General features: G+C 39.7%; 14 protein-coding genes. 13 read left to right on the plus strand and 1 reads right to left on the minus strand.

Annotation, left to right across the window (positions count from 1 at the left end; translation table 11 throughout):
* Positions 1–16: 16 nt before the first annotated feature.
* Entirely contained in the window at positions 17–1,090 is a 1,074-nt protein-coding gene (gene dinB / locus RIB54_RS15590) for a DNA polymerase IV (RefSeq protein WP_350101756.1), read from the minus strand.
* A 147-nt stretch (positions 1,091–1,237) separates the two neighbouring features.
* Here dinB and RIB54_RS15595 point away from each other — a divergent pair, with 147 nt between their 5' ends.
* The 13 genes from RIB54_RS15595 to RIB54_RS15655 all read left to right on the plus strand — a co-directional run bounded on the left by RIB54_RS15595 (position 1,238) and on the right by RIB54_RS15655 (position 17,021).
* Complete coding sequence (locus tag RIB54_RS15595; RefSeq protein ID WP_350101757.1) at positions 1,238–2,878, plus strand: TldD/PmbA family protein; 1,641 nt, start codon at positions 1,238–1,240, stop codon at positions 2,876–2,878.
* 32 nt (positions 2,879–2,910) lie between these two features.
* Positions 2,911–4,227 carry a TldD/PmbA family protein gene (locus tag RIB54_RS15600; RefSeq protein ID WP_350101758.1) on the plus strand — a complete coding sequence of 439 codons (1,317 nt, stop codon included), beginning with the start codon at positions 2,911–2,913 and terminating at the stop codon, positions 4,225–4,227.
* 254 nt (positions 4,228–4,481) lie between these two features.
* A complete protein-coding gene (locus tag RIB54_RS15605) occupies positions 4,482–5,114 on the plus strand; it encodes a DUF4159 domain-containing protein (protein ID WP_350101759.1) in 633 nt (210 codons plus the stop codon).
* A 3-nt stretch (positions 5,115–5,117) separates the two neighbouring features.
* Positions 5,118–5,264, plus strand: coding sequence for a hypothetical protein (locus RIB54_RS15610; RefSeq protein ID WP_350101760.1), 147 nt, complete (start codon positions 5,118–5,120; stop codon positions 5,262–5,264).
* Positions 5,265–5,275: 11 nt separating this feature from the next.
* A complete protein-coding gene (locus RIB54_RS15615; RefSeq protein WP_350101761.1) occupies positions 5,276–5,728 on the plus strand; it encodes a GNAT family N-acetyltransferase in 453 nt (150 codons plus the stop codon).
* Complete coding sequence (locus tag RIB54_RS15620; protein ID WP_350065859.1) at positions 5,725–6,738, plus strand: AAA family ATPase; 1,014 nt, start codon at positions 5,725–5,727, stop codon at positions 6,736–6,738. The genes RIB54_RS15615 and RIB54_RS15620 overlap by 4 nt, the downstream gene beginning before the upstream one ends.
* A gap of 8 nt (positions 6,739–6,746) precedes the next feature.
* Entirely contained in the window at positions 6,747–7,643 is an 897-nt protein-coding gene (locus RIB54_RS15625; RefSeq protein WP_350101762.1) for a DUF58 domain-containing protein, read from the plus strand.
* Complete coding sequence (locus RIB54_RS15630; RefSeq protein ID WP_350101763.1) at positions 7,643–8,896, plus strand: BatA domain-containing protein; 1,254 nt, start codon at positions 7,643–7,645, stop codon at positions 8,894–8,896. Before RIB54_RS15625 ends, RIB54_RS15630 begins: the two co-directional genes overlap by 1 nt.
* Positions 8,893–11,130: a hypothetical protein gene (locus tag RIB54_RS15635; RefSeq protein WP_350101764.1), complete on the plus strand. Its 2,238-nt coding sequence runs from the start codon at positions 8,893–8,895 to the stop codon at positions 11,128–11,130. The genes RIB54_RS15630 and RIB54_RS15635 overlap by 4 nt, the downstream gene beginning before the upstream one ends.
* Positions 11,123–12,844 (plus strand): hypothetical protein, encoded by a 1,722-nt coding sequence (locus tag RIB54_RS15640; RefSeq protein ID WP_350101765.1) that lies wholly within the window; start codon positions 11,123–11,125, stop codon positions 12,842–12,844. Before RIB54_RS15635 ends, RIB54_RS15640 begins: the two co-directional genes overlap by 8 nt.
* Entirely contained in the window at positions 12,841–13,026 is a 186-nt protein-coding gene (locus tag RIB54_RS15645; protein WP_350071333.1) for a hypothetical protein, read from the plus strand. Before RIB54_RS15640 ends, RIB54_RS15645 begins: the two co-directional genes overlap by 4 nt.
* A gap of 360 nt (positions 13,027–13,386) precedes the next feature.
* The gene (locus RIB54_RS15650; RefSeq protein ID WP_350101766.1) at positions 13,387–15,645 is read left to right on the plus strand and encodes a TonB-dependent receptor plug domain-containing protein; all 2,259 of its coding nucleotides are present in this window, start codon (positions 13,387–13,389) and stop codon (positions 15,643–15,645) included.
* Positions 15,642–17,021 (plus strand): HmuY family protein, encoded by a 1,380-nt coding sequence (locus RIB54_RS15655; RefSeq protein WP_350101767.1) that lies wholly within the window; start codon positions 15,642–15,644, stop codon positions 17,019–17,021. Before RIB54_RS15650 ends, RIB54_RS15655 begins: the two co-directional genes overlap by 4 nt.
* The last annotated feature ends 1 nt before the right edge of the window (position 17,022 follow it).

Here is a 17,022-nt window from a genome sequence, read left to right on the forward strand (position 1 = left end):
TAAAAATAGTAATTATTCAAAACTCCAACGTCATCTGAAGAACCTTTGGCTGTTCTTCTTCCTGTTCCTCATGGTTTAAATTGCTTAAAGATAGCCCCAAAAGTCGGATGCCATCTTCGATGAGAATAGAGGGTAATAATTCTTCATAGATTACCTGTATTTGTTCAATGTTCTCGATCCACTGGTCGATGGTTTTGCTTCTTGTTACGGTTCTAAAGTCGGTGTATTTTACTTTAACAGTAAGCGTTCTGCCAACAGTCTTGGATCGCTCCATTCTTCTGTGCAGTACTTCACTAATTTCTACCAACTCCCTTCTTACCGATTCATAGCTCATTAAGTCTGAAGAGAAAGTGTTTTCTGCACCCAATGACTTTTGGATTCTGTTGGGATTTACCTTTCTGTTGTCTATGGCTCGGGCAATTTGGTAATAATAATGACCTGATTTGCCAAACCTGTCAACAAGAGAAAGTTCGGTCCACTTCTTTAAATCCCTGCCGGTACTTATGCCCATTTTATGCATCTTCTCAGCGGTGACTTTTCCTATGCCAAAGAACTTCTCTATTGGCATTTTCTCAACAAATCCTTCAGCCTGATCTGGCGGTATTAAAAAAAGTCCGTTCGGCTTTTTAACATCTGAGGCGGTCTTAGCCAAAAACTTATTCAACGATATCCCCGCAGATGCTGTAAGCTGTGTCTCTTCAAAAATTCGCTTTCTAATCTCAACAGCTATTCTGGTTGCTGATAGCATGCCTTTCTTGTTAGAGGTCACATCAAGGTAGGCTTCATCTAGTGACAGAGGTTCTACCAAATCAGTATAATCATAAAATATCGATCTTATTTGTTGTGAAACGGCTTTGTATGCATCAAATCTAGGTCTTACAAAGATCAATTGGGGGCATCTGGAAGCAGCTATTTTAGAGGGCATTGCAGACTTTACCCCAAATTGCCTGGCTTCATAGCTTGCCGCAGCCACAACACCGCGTTCTGCGGAGCCACCAACAGCCACAGGCTTTCCCCGTAGCTCCGGGTTATCACGCTGCTCCACAGAAGCATAAAAAGCATCCATATCTATATGAATGATTTTCCTCATTTCTGTTGTTTCTAAAGTTGCACCTGACACCGTAATATTTTACCGTTTAAATAAATGACTTTTGATATCCCCAATAATATAGTGAGCTTAAAAGTTGAGGTCGTACTCAAATTAAAATATTAAGTCAAACTAAAAAAAGGAGGGAACTTGAAAAGAAGAGATTTTGTCCAGTTAGCCGGTCTTGGAGCTGGAGCAATGATGCTACCAACTTCATTAATGGGCAAGTCAATTTCTGCTGATGCGCTGCTTACACCAGGAATGGACGTGGCTCAGAAGAAAATGATGGCTGATGTGGCACTCAATACAGCAAAATCACTTGGGGCAACATATGCAGATGCGCGTATCGGTAGATATTTGAATCAGTATGTGTTCACAAGGGAAGACAAAGTACAAAATGTGGTTAATACCGAATCATTCGGTATTGGTATAAGAGTAATAACCAATGGCACCTGGGGTTTTGCATCTACTAACGATGTTTCACCAGATGGTATTAAGAAAGCTACCAATCAGGCGGTAGCTATAGCAAAAGCCAACTCAAAAATCCAAACTGACCCGGTAAAATTAGCACCTGTAAAAGGTAAGGGAGATGTAAGTTGGAAAACGCCTATTAAAAAGGATTTTAAAGATGTGCCTATCTCAGAGAAAGTAGATCTGTTGCTTACTGCCAATGCAGCGGCCATGGAAAATGGCGCCAATTATGTTAATTCGGCATTGTTCATGGTGAATGAACAAAAATATTTTGCTTCTACTGACGGTTCTTATATTGATCAGGATGTGCACAGAATATGGCCAACTTTTGGCGTTACGGCCATTGGTGGTGGTAAATTCAAAACCCGCCAGGCCATGAGCGCCCCTATGGGTATGGGCTATGAATACATGGATGGACTGGACTCTGAAAAATTAGCTGGCCCTGAAGGAACAGGCATGAACCTCTATCGTCAGAGTTATGATATAGTAGAAGATGCAACTTTGGCTGCTAAGCAGGCAAAAGAAATGCTGACCGCTAAATCTGTTGACCCTGGTAAGTATGACTTGGTGCTTGAGCCGAATCACTTAGGCTTAACAATTCACGAATCAGTAGGACATCCATTGGAACTTGACAGGGTATTAGGCTATGAAGCCAATTATGCAGGAACAAGCTTTGCTACTCTCGATAAATGGAAGTCCGGAGACTTTAAATATGGTAGCGACAAGGTGAACCTTATTGCTGATAAAACCCAGGAAGGTTCATTAGGTGCCGTAGGTTATGATGATGAAGGAGTGGAATGTAAGAAGTGGGATCTGGTAAGGGATGGTATCTTGGTTAACTACCAGGCCATCAGGGATCAGGTACACATGATTGACCAAAACGAGTCTCATGGCTGCTGCTACTCACAGAGCTGGAATGACGTACAGTTCCAGAGAATGCCAAATGTATCCCTTGAGGCAGGCAAAGAAAAGTACTCCATCAATGATATGATCAAGGATGTTGAGAAGGGTATTTATATTGCTGGTAGAGGTTCCTATTCTATAGATCAGCAGCGTTACAACTTCCAGTTTGGCGGTACTGCATTCTATGAAATTAAAAATGGTAAGGTTGAAGGCATGTTGAATGATGTGGCCTATCAATCTAATACGCAAGAATTTTGGAACTCATGTTCTAAGATTTGCGATAAAGACGATTATCGTTTATTTGGTTCATTCTTCGATGGAAAAGGCCAGCCTTCACAAGTAAGTGCTGTTTCTCATGGAAGCTCAACTACTCGCTTCGATGGCGTTAATGTTATTAATACCGGCAGAACCATTTAATGATTTGTTAAACCATAAATTGAATTAATACAATGGCAATATATTCAAAAGAAGATGCACGCAGAATTATGGAAAAGGCTTTGTCTTTTTCTAAAGCTGATACGTGCGAAGTAAATCTAAGTGGTAGCGAGAGTGGAAATATTCGATATGCAAGAAATACAGTTTCCACTGCCGGTTATCGCTCAAACCAAAACCTGGTAGTTCAATCGAGTTTTGGCTTAAAATCGGGCACCGCAACTATTGATGAGTTTGATGATGCATCGTTGGAGAAAGTTGTGCGCAGGGCAGAGGAATTGGCAAAATTGTCTCCTGAAAACCCGGAGTTTATGGAGCCTTTAGGCCCTCAGCAATATGATGAATCTAAAACTTATGTGGATGCTACGGCTAACATAACTCCTGAGTTTAGAGCCCAAGTAGCTGCTGATAGTATCAATCCTGCAGCTGCAAAAGATGTAACGGCAGCAGGTTTTCTGGATGATTCTAATGGCTTTAGTGCCATGATGAACTCTAAAGGCCTATTTGCTTATAATAAATCTACAAATGCCAACTTCACAGTGACCATGCGTACTAATGATGGTACTGGTTCTGGTTGGGCAACGAGAGATGTGACCGATGTGGCCAAATTAAATGCTTCAATGGCTTCTAGAAGAGCTATTGACAAAGCATTAATGTCGAGAAAGGCTCAGGCAATTGAGCCGGGCAAGTACACTGTTATTCTGGAACCATCAGCTTCAAGCCAACTACTGGGCAATATGCTTTTTTCTTTCAATGCACGAAATGCTGATGAAGGCAGAAGTTTTATGTCCAAAGAAGGTGGAGGCACAAAGCTGGGTGAAAAGATTGTTGATGAAAGAGTGAATTTATGGACCGATCCATTAAACGAGGAGGTTCCATCTTCACCATGGAATGGTTCTGGACAGGCACTTAAGAAAATGAATTTCATTGAAAACGGTGTTGTGAAGAACTTGTTTTACGATAGATATTGGGCCAAGCAAAAGGGTGTTGATCCCGTGCCATTTCCAAGTAATGGAATTATGGCTGGAGGAGATGCTTCTTTGGAAGATATGATCAAAGACACTAAGAAAGGAATCCTGGTAACAAGGTTGTGGTACATCAGAACGGTTGATCCTCAAACGTTATTATATACAGGCCTTACACGGGATGGTACTTTCTTTATTGAGAATGGCAAGATCAAGTATCCTATCAAAAACTTCAGGTTTAATGAAAGCCCGATTATCATGCTAAATAATCTGGAAACATTGGGCCAGCAAGAACGGGTTGATGGAAACCTTATCCCTTACATGAAGGTGCGAGACTTTACATTTACAAGTTTGTCTGATGCCGTTTAAACTTTGCAATCGGTAAGTTAACTTGAGTTAACTTATTTAAAAGGTCACTTAATTAACAGTAAGTGACCTTTTTTCATTGTATGTGATGCCCATTGCCAGTGTTTTTATGAAAACGTTTAAATAATTGATAATCAGTATCAAAAGACCATGAATGGAGACCACTTATGTAATTCAGTTACTACTTGAAGCAATTACCGCACAAATTGCAGTTATAAATCGTTAGGTTTTTAATAGAAGAGAAGACTATTTAATTGATGACAGAAAGACCTGCAGGTACATTTTTCTTTACAAGACTTCAATACGAATCAGGGGATTGGGATACGGATCAGCGGATGCCTTCCAATCTTTTGAACTCATTGGTAGAGTATACTACCTTGAAGATTGATACAAACGAGAATATCATTTCCCTGAGCAGTAACGATTTATTTAAATGCCCATTTTGCTATTTGTCTGGGCATAAGCTTGTACAGTTTTCTCCTAAAGAGCGGGACAACTTTAAGAAGTATATTGATAATGGAGGGTTTGTTTTTGTTGATGACTGCAATCATGATATTGATGGCCTTTTTGCCAAGTCATTTGAAGAACAAATGACCCAGCTTTTTGGTGCTGATGCATTAAAGAAGATACCTAACGATCATGACATCTATAATGCCTTTTTCACTTTTGAAGATGGGCCGCCCACCACTTCGCAGGAGCTAAATGGCTGGGGTGATGATCTGGTGCATGACTACCTCAAGGCTATAGAGGTAAATGGGAGGATAGGTGTGCTTTATAGCAATAAGGACTATGGCTGTGAGTGGGATTACGACTTTAGAAACAAACGCTGGTATAAGATAGACAACACCAGGTTTGGGGTAAATATTGTAATGTATGCTTTAACATCTTAGAATATGAAGGTTATTAATAATAGAGAGATTGTAGGTGAAACATGCTACGACACAAAACAAGACCAGGTTGTCATTCCGGCCTTGAGCCTGCCTTTGTCGGCAGACAGGCCGGAATCTATAGACGAGAATGTTAGTTTTTATGAATCGTGAGCAATCTAATAATGGAATTTAGAGAAGCAGAAAGTCAAGACTTGCCGACTATTGTTGATCTTTTGTACAATGACGCATTGGGTGCAGGAAGGGAAAAGAGAAGTGAAGGGATTGATCAGCGCTATATCAAAGCATTTGATGCAATAAAGCAAGAGCGTAATAATGCTGTTTTCGTAGCAGAGAAGGATGGTGAAGTTGTAGGAACTTTTCAGCTGACTTTTATTCAGAACCTGACTTACTCTGGTGGGATAAGGGCTCAGATTGAAGGAGTTAGAATACATGAGGAACTTCAAGGAACAGGATTAGGACAATTAATGATAAATAAAGCCATTGAGCTGGCGAAAGATAAAGGTGCTCATTTGGTGCAATTAACAACAGATAAAAAGAGACCCGAGGCAATTAAATTTTATGAGAAATTGGGATTTGTTTCCAGCCATGAGGGCATGAAATTACATTTAATATGAGCAAAGAAATTGTACAAACTGAAGCAGAGGTAACAGCACTGGTAGATAAACTTGGCGCCCTTAAAAAGGAGATAGCTAAAGTAATTGTTGGACAAGAGGAAGCAATAGATCAGCTATTAATCACTTTTCTGGCTGGTGGTCATGCACTGCTTGAAGGTGTGCCTGGTTTAGCTAAAACCCTGATGATTAGGACATTGTCTCAGGCAATTGATCTTGATTTTAGAAGAATTCAGTTTACGCCAGACTTAATGCCTTCAGATATTGTAGGTACTGAAATATTGGAAGAAGACCATACTACGGGTAAGAAATTCTTTGAGTTCAACAAAGGGCCGATCTTTTCAAACATTGTGTTGGCAGATGAGATTAACAGAACTCCTCCAAAAACGCAGTCGGCATTACTGGAGGCCATGCAGGAGTTTGAGGTTACTTATGCAGGAAAGACATATAAGTTAGAAAGGCCATTTTTTATTTTAGCTACGCAGAATCCTATTGAGCAGGCAGGAACCTTTCCATTGCCGGAGGCTCAGCTAGACAGGTTCTTATTGTACATAAGAATTGGCTATCCTGAAGAAAGTGAGGAGACAGCAATTCTTAAAAATACTACTGGTAAAAAAGGTGCTCAGCCAGAAGCTGTGATGACCGGTGATGAGATCGTGAAGCTTCAGAATTTAGTACGTGATGTTCCTATCAGTGATGACCTTGTGTCTATGGTGAGTAAGCTCGTAAGAGCCACCAGGCCAGCAACCACAACCAATGACTATGTTAAAGAGTGGGTAAGTTGGGGTGCCGGTCCGAGGGCAGGCCAAGCTGTTATACTTACAGCCAAGGCAAGGGCGCTTCAGAAAGGCAGGTTTGGAGTGACATTGGAAGATATTCAGAGTGTGGCCTATCCTGTGCTCCGCCATAGGGTATTGGTTAATTTTAAAGCTGAAGCTGAAGGAATAACTTCAGATGATGTCACAACTAATCTTTTAAAAAGTATTCAATTGCCTGTTAATGGTAAAAAATAATTAATGGTGTGAAAACTGATTACCAATCCTTATTAAAACCTGAAATACTAAACTCAATCAAGGGTCTGGAACTTATTGCCCGTGTGGTAGTAGAGGGGTATTTCTCAGGTCTTAATACCAGTAGAAGGGTTGGAGCAGGAATGGAATTCAGTCAGTACAGAAGCTATGAGCCCGGTGATGATTTACGCTTGTTGGATTGGAAGATGCTGGCGCGTTCTTCAAGGTATTATATCAAGCAATCTGAGATCGATACCAACATTGCCGTTAAGTTTATTGTTGATGCCAGTAACTCTATGCAGCATTCGGATGGGGAGCTTTCTAAAATGGATTACGCTAGATTTTTGGTAGCTACATTGGGCTATTTAGCCAAACATCAGGGTGATGCCATTGGTCTATTTGGTTTAAATGAGAATCAATTATACGCCCTTCACCCTAAAGTACAGACCCAGCATCTCAACAGGTTTTTGCATCAGCTGTTAGAAATAAAAAGTGAGGGAAAATGGCCTTCTTCAAGAACATCGACTGATGCCTTACATGATTTTCGGCATAAAGAACTTATAGTTTTTGTTACTGATATGTATGAGTCTGATGGTGAGCTAACCAGTTTTGTAAATAGACTCAAAACCAAGCGAAACGAGGTGATAGTAATCCATCTTATTACAGATAACGAGCTTTTGATGAACTATAAAGGTGCAGTTACTCTTGAGGATTTGGAAACTCATAAACGGGTTAAAGTGGATGCCTCAGTAGTAAGAGAGAGCTATGTGGCGGCCATGAATGAGCATCTTGAAAAGACTAAATCTGATATGTTGCACAATGGTATTGACTACACAATGTTTAACATTAAGGACAATATTGGAGAGGTTATTAACTTATTCTTAAAACAAAGGTTAACGCTGCTTTAATGAATTTCGCCAATAGCACATACCTTTTTGCCTTATTGGGGTTTCTGATCCCGATAGCCATCCATTTATGGAATAAAAAAGAGGCTAAGGTAATTAAGATTGGTAGCATCCAGTTTGTACCCACTCAGGATTCCAACCAGTCAAAAAGTATTCAACTTAATGAGGTGTTCTTGCTATTGTTAAGGTGCCTGATACTGGGAATTATCTCTTTTCTAATGGCTGGTTTAATTATTAAAGAAAATAAGGTATCAAAAAACATTGCGCTTGTAGACCCAAGAGTACTACAAGATGACAGAGTGCAGACTGCCCTGGATAGCATGATGGATCGGTATGAAATCAGGTTAATGATTGATAATCTACCCGTTTATGACCCTGAAGAGGAGGTCGAGCAAGCATCTCAAAACCTTTGGGCGCTTGCTAATGACATAAATAAGCTTAATTCGGACTCTATTATCATTTTTTCAAACCAAACCTTAGCTGATACTAAAGGCAAAAGGCCAGAAATCAATAAGGTAGTTAATATTATATCAATTGATCCTTTAGAGACTAAAAGGTACCTGGCAGCTGCTTACCAATTGGCTGACAGGTTTGTCTTGTTCTATGGCAGCTCTGATGGTTTTTCTACCACCTACACAAAGCAGGTAGTTGCTGAATTACCCGAAAAAGTGGTAATTGATGATAATGAAGTTAAACTAAAAGACCAACTCACTGGGATGCCTCTAAAGAGATTAGATACGCTGGAAGTGGCCATGGTTTATGAGGAAGGGTTTTTGAAAGATAAAACCATTTTGGACGCTCAAATAAGAGGTATAGCAGAATACACAGGCTTCCCCATAAAAGTGACTGCACAAAAGGGAAAAGAATTGACTTTAGAGTTTGATTGGTTGATCTGGCTTACTGAAGCTGAAATCCCTGATGCGGAGGCAAAATCGATAAGTATAAAGAAAGATAAGTTTAAACCATTATTGTATGAAGGGATTGATGATAGAAGCTATCACCTAAACTCCAGATTAAATTATGATAATGTGCTGGCCAATGACCTTTCTAACAAGCTGTTGGAATTGTTTTATGCATTACCTGTTGATGCTAATGATCAAAGGATTATTTCATCCTCACAATTGAATCCGGTAAAGAACGTGAATATTGAAACACTGCAAGCACAGAGTAAAGCAGGAAATCAATATTGGCTTTGGGTATTGTTGTTTTTTGTATTGGTATTTGAAAGGTTTGTATCAATGAAAAAGGCCTTATGAGTGCAGGATACAAAATATTGAACCGGTTAAAGAACCAGTGGCGTGGGCTTTTGGTACTTGAAAGTGTGCTTTGGCTAGTAGGTCTGATGTCCGTTCTTCTGGTAGTTAATTCGAAATATGAATTTGGACTTAATAACTTCCATTTAGGATTGTTGTCATTGCCCATATATGTTTTGTTGCTTTTATATTTCAGCCCCTGGAGGGTAGATATTAAAAAAAGTGCCCAATGGGTTGATGTAAAACTGGCTGATGCTGAAAACAGCGCCTATTTGTTAATAATCGATACTTCCAGTCTGTCTTTTTTGGCCACTTTACAGCAGCAGAAAATAAGCAATAGAATTGCCCAAATGTCAAGTAAAATCCATCCTCCATTGCATTTTATTAGGTTGATAGGCCCGATGGTAATTATGCTTTTGGTCAGCTGGATTATCAATATTTCACCAGTATTTGACTCTTTACAGCCCCAAAACAGTATTGAGAATAGCCCAATTAATTTCAGTACTGCAGACACAACTTCAAAAAAAGAACCAGCAAAAATTTTATCTCAAACTGTTAGTATCAGACCACCGGCATACACTGGGTTGAAAACAACAACCTCTTCCCAGATGAATATATCCGGGTTGGTTGGGTCCGGGGTCAATTGGTCACTGGAGTTCAGTCAGCCAGTTAACAGAGTGCTAATTGAAACAGTTGGTGGTAGCCAATTCAATTTCACAAAACGCAATAATAGTTATCAAGTCAGCCTTGCGTTAGAAGAATCAGGCTTTTACAAGTTTGTTTTTTTTGATGATTTTGACATCAGATACGAATCAGATATTTACCAACTTATTGTGGTTGAAGATGAGGTGCCAGTTGCCGAAGTTATTGATCTAGACAGGTTTACTCAACTGGAAATTAATGATCCTAAGGATATTGCCTTCACCACGGAAATGCGTGATGATTATGGACTGGCAGCTGCGTCAATCATTGCTACAGTAAGTAAGGGTTCAGGAGAATCGGTGAAGTTTAGGGAGGAGCAGCTTGAATTTGATAAACCATTAAAAATGGGTGCTAAATCTGCTGTTAGAAAGAAATCGATCAATCTTGATGACCTGAAAATGGAGCCTGGGGATGAACTGTATTTTTATGTAGAGGTTTTTGATATCAAGCAGCCTAAGCCTAATCGCACCAGAACAGAAACCTATTTTGTGAGCATAAGAGATACTACAGAGATTGAATTTACACTTGAAGGATCTTTAGGTGTTGACCTCATGCCTGACTATTTCAGAAGTCAGCGGCAGTTGATCATTGACACAGAGAAGCTGATTAAAAATAAGCCATCCTTGGCTAAGAAGGATTTTAACTTCACCAGCAATGAACTAGGTTTTGACCAGAAAGCCCTCAGGCTAAAATATGGTCAGTTTATGGGTGAGGAGTTTGAAACAGGCATTACAGAAGATACCCATGAAGCAGTTGAAGAAGAAATGGGAGAAGACCATGAAGAAACTGATCCTTTGGCTGCGTACTCACATGCCCATGATACAGAAAATGAACATAATCTTGTGCCAGAAGAGGCAGAGGAGGATGAAGATGACCCTCTAAAAGCCTATGTGCACGATCATGATGACCCCGAGGAAACAACTTTATATATAGCATCTATAAAAGGGAAACTAAGAGCGGCAATGAATGAAATGTGGGATGCTGAGCTTTATCTGAGGTTATTTGAACCTGAAAAATCATTACCCTACCAATATAAGGCTTTAGAGCTTATCAAAGAGATAAAAAACCATGCCCGAATTTATGTGCACCGTATGGGTTTTGATCCGCCTCCTATAAAGGAAGAAAAGCGATTGACTGGCGATTTAGAAAAAGTAGAAACGCTCACCAGATATAATGAAAACGAGAATAAGGAGATTAAATACCCAGCTATACTAGCTGCATTAAGCTATATAGAGCAATTAAAAGCGTCTTTAACTATCGATTATGACGCTGCAATTTTTAAGAAAGCAGGTGATGAGATGGCAGGTATTGCCATTGAGGCACCAGTGAAGTATTTGGAGGCACTTCAGAATTTGCAGAAGTTGTCTTTAAGGAAAGTTGAACAAGAAGAGCTTCCCAGGATACTTATTAAGGTTCAAAATCAATTGCATCAGGCAATTCCTGATAATCTCCCAACACCGAATGCTAAAGCCAGTAGTGAAGATGCCCTTACCAAATTATATCTTAACCAATTGAATAAAGCTGCAAATGATTGAGAGGTTGGGAGTGAGGCAGTTGGATAATTGGCAGTTTTTCTTTGTTGGAGGACTGTTATTGTTGGTTTTGTTAATCTGGATTGAACTATTAAGGCAAGATAAATCTCAGAGATTAACGCGAATAATAGCCGTTGTACTGGCGATTGCTTCCTTGTTTTTAATAGCACTTAAACCTTTTTATTTAACCGAAAATACAGATGACTTAACGGTACTCTTTTCCAATGGAAGCACCAATCAGGATAGCCTTAGGCTAGCTCATCCTAATGCTCGTTTTATTGATTGGTCAGATACTGTTCAAGCAAATCATTTAAGCCCAAATATTATAGTAGATGGCTATGGTATTCCTGAACATGACCTTTGGAAGGTAGCTGACAGAAATGTTGCTTTCATTCAACCCGAAATACCATCAGGAATTGTTGATGTTAAGTACCCTAGTGAAGTTGGTGAAGGTGAAGAAGTCGAAATAAAAGTAAAGGTAAAAGGTCTGAATGGTCAAAAACTAGTACTTCAGGGACTAGGGCAGAAGTATGATTCAGCCATAATAATTGATGACTTAAATACTGTCAGTCTTAATTGTAAACTCAAGGCGGTGGGTAGGTATGTACTAGCACTTAGTCTGTTTGATGCTAAGGGTCAGCTAGTTAAAGCAGAATCTATTCCTCTTATTGTAACTCCGGCAAAGAAATTTGATGTTTTGCTCATTAATGCTTTCCCCACTTTTGAGAGTCGGTTTCTGAAACAATTCCTCGAATCATCAGGTCACAATTACTTTATAAGAAGCCAAATTTCAACTGACAGATACAGATATGAAAGCAAAGGGACGAGCATAAACGAATTGACCCGGCTTAGCGAAGCCAATCTAAAACCTTTTGACGTTATCATTATTAATGCCGCTCAACTTATTGCTTTACCAAGGAGTCAGCAGGAGGCCCTGTCCAATGCTATTCAAAATGAGGGCCTCGGAATCTTGATCGTTGCGGGAGATGGAGAATTAGTGGGCAAACTTCCTCCATGGGCCCACGCAGACTATAAAAAAGTAAAGAATGATCTGTTTATACTTTCTTCCAATAACAATGAATTAGAGTTAGGAACTTCTACCTATCGTTTTGTGCCAAGTGCGCTATCAGAGGCTATTTATTCCGATGCTGAGGGATCTATAGTTCAAAGTAGGCCTTACGGGTTGGGCAAAGTTGTACTATCTTCTTTTTTAAGCACCTATCAACTTTCCTTAGCAGGATATGAAGAAGCATATCAAAACCTGTGGAAAAATTTGGTTGAGAGCTGCCTTAGGCCTCAATCAGAGCAGTGGTCGTTTCAGTCAGAGCATAATTATGTTCATAGGCCATTGAAATTTGAATTCAGAATTGACACCTTGTCCAGAGTTCTTTATGGCTCGAATGATATTGCACTCAAACAAAATATGTTTGTTGGTGACAAGTGGGAGAGTGACATGTGGCCTAATAGTCTTGGTTGGAATTATGTGGATGTTGACGGTAACAGTGAGAATAGAAAATACTTTTATGTTCGCAAACCTACCGACTTTGAAACTGCCCAAATGACAAAAAGGATCCTGGCTAACCGGAAACTTGCCAATGAAAGTAACATAGCTGCAACAGCACTTATCAATAATAAGGTTGACATATCTTTATGGTGGTTTTATATAATTTTTGCCATTTCAATGGCATATTTGTGGCTTCAACCAAAATTTAGATGAGCAACTCAAAAAGAATATTTCTGGTATTTGCCGTTCTTTTCTTCGTTGTAATGATTTATATAGGGTATGATATATCCTCCCGAACTACATTTCCAGGTTCAAAACCGCAATTAAAGGAGAGAATTAAAGATAAACTTGAGCTTAAAGACAGCACCAAAGTCGATTCAGTTAAAGTGAATTAATACCATTCGGCAGTATATTCAGGCATTTGGACGGAATATTTCTTCAATTAAACGTTTGAACGCTTGAATTTGAAAGAAATGGTAGTATATTAGTATCAATAAAGCCAACTATAGACAACGATTCATCCCTTGAGACCAGGTTCTCAAGGGATGTTTTGGTTTATAGGCTTTTGTGTTTTCGGCCTTCGTAATAACTCAATTCATTACAAAATACCTAATAATCATTCTTAATTAAAGGTATTATCACTACTTGTAATGATACCCACTAGCTATATATAGTGAGTCAAAATCACTATATATAGCGATTGACTGAGGAGTTGTATGCACATAGCTTTGCATTGTTTAGAATTAATCTAAATAATGAAAGAAAAGATAACGCTACTCTTACTAATAATATCAACAGGCCTACTGCAAGCGCAGGTGACAATAACTATTGTTGATATTGATACAGAACTTCCTGTTGAAGGGGCTCAGATAAAGGTTGAAAACAAGCATCATCAATCTCAGTTGCTTATAACCGATGATACCGGGGTTGCAGTCACTACCCTTGAACCACCCTTGAGCCTTAGTGTGACACATGTATCCTATCAAAGTTGGCAGCAATCTGAAATCACTGAATCAACTACCCTTAAATTACTTCCTTCAACTATTCTGTTGGAAGAAATGGTGGTTACGGGACAGTATAGTCCTCAATCGGCAAAAAATGCAGTGTATAAAATCCGCAATATTTCTAAGGAAAGGATTCAGGCACAAGGGGCCACTAATGTTCAGGAGATCCTGTCAAATGAGTTAAACATCAGGTTCGGCCGTGATAATGCATTGGGTACTTCAGGCATATCCTTACAAGGCATATCGGGGCAGAATGTTAAGGTATTAATAGACGGAGTACCAATTACGGGAAGGAGTGGGGTGGGCAATGAAATTGATATCAATCAAATCAATATCAACAGTATTGATAGAATAGAAATTGTGGAGGGGCCTATGGCCGTAAATTTTGGTGCAGATGCGCTAGCTGGTGTTATTAATTTAATTACAAAGAAAGAGGATAATCACAAGATTTTGGCAGTCCTCACTCTTCAGGAAGAGTCGGTTGAGAGGGAATTTGAATATTTTGACGAGGGAATCCATAATGCTCAGCTGAATATTAGCGGTGCCATTACAGACCGTATTTCGGGGCAACTAGAGGGCAGGGTAAACACCTTTGGCGGCTGGATTGGTAACCCTGATACTTATACAGATCGCAATCGTCAATGGTACCCTAAACAGCAGTATTTTGGAAGCGGTGTTTTGCGTTATGATTATAAAAACTTTTCTATTCACTATCGGGGCGACTACCTGAATGAAACGATTCAGAATTTTGGCGCAATCAATAACTCTGATCCTAACAGCGAACCATATAGCAGTGATCAGGAGTTTATATCCAATCGTTTCATGCACCAGCTACAGGGCGAAGGTTATCTTGGTAAATGGTTCTTGCACCCTGTTGTTTCCTTTTCAGATTATGAACGCGTTACCGAAAACTTTACTACTTATGTTGACAGCGATCTGGAATTTGGCCGAAATGAAGTCAATAATACTGCCTATAAAACGCTCTTTTTCAGGAATACAGCCAGCTATTCTGAATTTAAATGGGGAAGCATTCAGCTAGGTGCAGAATCTACTATCGAAAAAGGAAGCGGTTCCAGCCTGAGCTTTGGAAATAAATACTCAGAAGACTTTTATGTTTTTGCCTCATCGGAAATACGTGTTTTGCCCAATTTATACCTGCGTCCGGGCGTAAGGTACGGTTATCATAACCTATATGACGTTCAGCCTGCTCCTTCAGTTAATGTAAAATATGATATTACGGACAAAACACAATTAAGGCTAGGTTATGGCCGAGGGTATAGAGTGCCATCGCTCAGGGAATTGTATCATGAATTCATCGATGCCAATCATAACATATTGGGCAATCCGCTGCTTACACCGGAATATTCCCATAATACCAACCTCGATATTACAAGACAATTCGATGATAATGTCAGTTTATCACTTTCTGGTTTTTACAATAATATAACAGATCGTATCACCTTCTTTACACCTCAGGAGAGCAATGGAGCTACCACTTACCTCAACCTTGACAAGTTTAAGTCTACAGGCACAAAGGCCAACCTTTCTTTGAAAATTGCCAACATCAGGTTAAATGTAGGAGCTTCCTATGTAGGTAGGTACCAGCTATTGGATGAAGAAGTAGATGTGCCTGGTTTTGTTTTCAACTGGGAAGCCAATACAAATGCCACTTACACGGTGCCACAATCAAAGACTTCCATTTCTGCTTTTTATAAATACAATGGCCCTTTGGAAGATTATCGCCTTGTCGACCTTGATGGGGATGGGGAGTTTACCCCTGAACTTCAGGGTATTGAAGGCTATCACTGGCTCGATTTAACTATTACTCAGCCCATAGGCAAACATTTCACAGTGGGTACGGGCGCCAAAAACCTATTTGATATTACCGCCATTGACAACAACTTTTCAAGCGGGGGAGGTCATGGCGGCTCTTCTGGAAGCACATCCGTTGGCTATGGCCGAAGCTATTTTTTACGAATCAATTATCAATTAACTATAAAAAACAAATGATCAAAACTAAATACATCACATTATTGCTATTGACGGCCTTGTTAGGATTTACAGGCTGCTCGGATGACGATGACAGCGTACAGCCTTTTTCTGTAAGCTTCAGTAGTTCAGAGGCGGGCATTTCACCACAGTCACCTTCTACAGAAATTGTACTGGTGTTTTCGAGGCCTAGTTCTACAGCGGGAGAGGTTAAATTATCACTAAACCCAAACGACCTTGCTTATGGTGAAAATAATGATTTCTATACCTCTGTAACACCAGAACAAAATGTAATTGCCCTTGCCTTTGAGTCGGGAGACGAGAATGTTTCTTTTACCGTACACTCTGGTTCGGCAGCGGCATTACAAGAAGATAAAACCATTGTTTTCTCTATTTTGGAAGATGAAGACAACACTTTCATAACGGGTAACCAGTCGGAGTTAAGTGTGCAATTTGCCGAAAATTTTATTTCTAAGGGAGCCACTGTTGAAATAGATGGCGGAGGCGCTGCCCAACCATTTCAGGTTTTTATTGATCTGAGCAAGCAAACGCAAGCGAAAATTGACAAATACTCGTGGGATCTGGGTTTTAGCTCTGACCAAAATGAATTTGCTGTTGTATTGAACAGCAGCGCTTTTGTAATGGCGAGGCCGCTGGATGTTACAGATATTGATGCCGTAACTGCCAATGATACTACTGGATTTGCCAGTAAAATGTTCATTTCCAACTATTATGATACAGAAGCATCTGAATGGGTTGATAACCAAAATGGAAGTTTTGATGAGACCGCCATTAGTACTATCTCTGAAACCGATAGTGAAAACAAAGTCTATATCATTAAAAGAGATGGTGATGACCGAAACTGGAAGAAAGTAAGAATTTTACGCAGCGGTAGTGATTACGTGCTTCAGTATGCTGATATAGCCGCAAGTACCCATGAGGAGCTAACCATTACCAAAGATGAAGCTTTCAATTTCATTCACACTGATCTTGACAATGGTGTTACCTCAGTAGAGCCAGAAAAAGAAAGCTGGGATTTGATGTACAGCACATACTCTGGTGTCGCAAATTATGGTGTTTGGTTGGGTATTGCATTCAATGACATCGTGGTGCTTAATCGTTCAAATGTTAGCGCAGTAAAAATTGAGGAGACATCAGAAATTACCTATGATAACTTTTCTTCTGAGGACATGGTCAACCAAACGCTTGACAGCGAAAATATCTTCGTGATAGGTGATACCTGGCGAGGATTAGAGGGATTTGCTCTCGTTCTTAAAACAGATGTGTTTTACCTGATTGAAGACTCGGAGGGAAATCATTATAAGCTAAAGTTTACCAGCCTTACTGCAAGAGACGAGCGTGGTTATCCTGAATATAAATATGAATTACTGGATTAGT

Origin of the sequence: Fulvivirga sp., assembly GCF_040218215.1 — a bacterium.
Classification (GTDB): domain Bacteria; phylum Bacteroidota; class Bacteroidia; order Cytophagales; family Cyclobacteriaceae; genus Fulvivirga.

What these genes read in the sequence shown, in the direction of transcription:
- RIB54_RS15605 (WP_350101759.1), top strand. Translation starts at nt 4,482, where the DNA reads ATGACAGAAAGACCTGCAGGTACATTTTTCTTTACAAGACTTCAATAC.
- RIB54_RS15630 (WP_350101763.1), top strand. Translation starts at nt 7,643, where the DNA reads ATGAATTTCGCCAATAGCACATACCTTTTTGCCTTATTGGGGTTTCTG.
- RIB54_RS15640 (WP_350101765.1), top strand. Translation starts at nt 11,123, where the DNA reads ATGATTGAGAGGTTGGGAGTGAGGCAGTTGGATAATTGGCAGTTTTTC.
- RIB54_RS15655 (WP_350101767.1), top strand. Translation starts at nt 15,642, where the DNA reads ATGATCAAAACTAAATACATCACATTATTGCTATTGACGGCCTTGTTA.
- dinB (WP_350101756.1), bottom strand. Translation starts at nt 1,090, where the DNA reads ATGAGGAAAATCATTCATATAGATATGGATGCTTTTTATGCTTCTGTG.
- RIB54_RS15650 (WP_350101766.1), top strand. Translation starts at nt 13,387, where the DNA reads ATGAAAGAAAAGATAACGCTACTCTTACTAATAATATCAACAGGCCTA.
- RIB54_RS15645 (WP_350071333.1), top strand. Translation starts at nt 12,841, where the DNA reads ATGAGCAACTCAAAAAGAATATTTCTGGTATTTGCCGTTCTTTTCTTC.
- RIB54_RS15610 (WP_350101760.1), top strand. Translation starts at nt 5,118, where the DNA reads ATGAAGGTTATTAATAATAGAGAGATTGTAGGTGAAACATGCTACGAC.
- RIB54_RS15615 (WP_350101761.1), top strand. Translation starts at nt 5,276, where the DNA reads ATGGAATTTAGAGAAGCAGAAAGTCAAGACTTGCCGACTATTGTTGAT.
- RIB54_RS15635 (WP_350101764.1), top strand. Translation starts at nt 8,893, where the DNA reads ATGAGTGCAGGATACAAAATATTGAACCGGTTAAAGAACCAGTGGCGT.
- RIB54_RS15600 (WP_350101758.1), top strand. Translation starts at nt 2,911, where the DNA reads ATGGCAATATATTCAAAAGAAGATGCACGCAGAATTATGGAAAAGGCT.
- RIB54_RS15620 (WP_350065859.1), top strand. Translation starts at nt 5,725, where the DNA reads ATGAGCAAAGAAATTGTACAAACTGAAGCAGAGGTAACAGCACTGGTA.